Genomic DNA, 1429 nt, shown 5'->3' on the forward strand with positions numbered 1-1429 from the left:
CCTTCGAGCACCGCGCCGGCCGTGGTGCCGGCCAGCTGGGTTTGCAACTGGGTCTGAAAATCGGTGGCGGTAAGGCCGTATTGGGCAAGTCGACGCGGGTCGGGACGCACGTCCACGCTGGGGCCCATGCGCACGATGCCGTCGAACACGTCGGCGGTGCCGCTCACGCCTTCCACCACCTTGGTTACCTGTTCGGCCAGGGCGTAGCGCTTGGCGGCATCGGGCCCGAAGACCTTGATTTCGATGGGCTGCACGGTACTCATCAGGTCGCCCAGCATGTCGCCGATTACCTGGCCGAAGTCGATGGTCAGCGCTGGCTGGGTCGCTTCAATCTTTTGGCGGATGTCGGCAATGACTTCCTCAGTGGTGCGCTTGCGGTCGGTTTTCAGGCGAATGAGATAGTCGCCCCGGTTGGGCTCGGTGATGAAGAAACCCATCTGCGTGCCGGTGCGGCGCGAGTAGCTGGCCACTTCGGGCACTTTCACGATGAGTTTCTCGGCCTGGCGCAACATGCGGTCGGTTTCCTCGATGCTGGTGCCGGCGGGCGAGTTATAGTCGAGCACAATGGCGCCTTCGTCCATGTCGGGCAGAAAGCCGGTCGCCAGCCGCGGGATGATGAGCACCATGCTGCCGATGAGCACGAGGATGCCGATGATGGAGTAGGCCGGGTGGCGGATGACGGCGCGCACCCAGGGGATTTCGTGGTGGGCGGGTTGGTCGCCCTGCGCGTCAACCTCCCCCCCTGACCCCCTCTCCAAAAGAGAGGGGGCACCGGTCTTGCTCCTGACGGAGTCCGTCTGGGAATCGTCCTCACAAGCCGGTGCTCCCTCTTTTTTGGAGAGGGGGTCAGGGGGGGAGGTTGACGGTTGCACAGCCTTCCGCGACAGCAGCAAATACACCACCGGCAACCCCAGCCAGGCCACCAGGAAGGAGCACACCAGCGCCACCACCATCGTGGTGGCCAGCACCTTGAAGTAGGCCCCCGCCACGCCGCCCAGCAGGGCAAAGGGGAGGAAAATCACAATCGTACTCAGGCTGGAGCCAATGAGCGCGGGCAGCAGGTGGCCCACCGAGCGGCGTACCACTTCGCCCGGGGTGGCGTCGGGGTGGTCTTCGCCCACGCGGTGCAGCTGCTCCACCATCACCACGGCGTCGTCTATCATCAGGCCGATGGCGGCGGCGATGGCGCCCAGCGTCATGATGTTAAACGAGTAGCCCAGACCGAAAAACAGCACCGCAATGGTGAGCGCCAGCGCCACCGGAATGGCCCCGAGTATCGTGAGCGTGGCCCGCACCGAGCGCAGAAACAGCGCCGTCACCACCAGGGCCAGCGCCAGGCCAATCCACAGCGCATCCTGCACCGAGCGGACGACCTCGGCCACGAAATCGGCCTGGTCGTAGTACGGGGCCAGGCGCACGCCGCGCGGCA

1 protein-coding gene is annotated in these 1429 nt (G+C 65.3%); it reads right to left on the reverse strand.

Annotated features, from left to right (window positions below):
• A partial coding sequence (locus ACYVDE_RS22745; RefSeq protein WP_460503819.1) for an efflux RND transporter permease subunit occupies nucleotides 1–1429 on the reverse strand: 1429 nt, incomplete at both ends.

The organism is Hymenobacter agri (genome assembly GCF_054778495.1).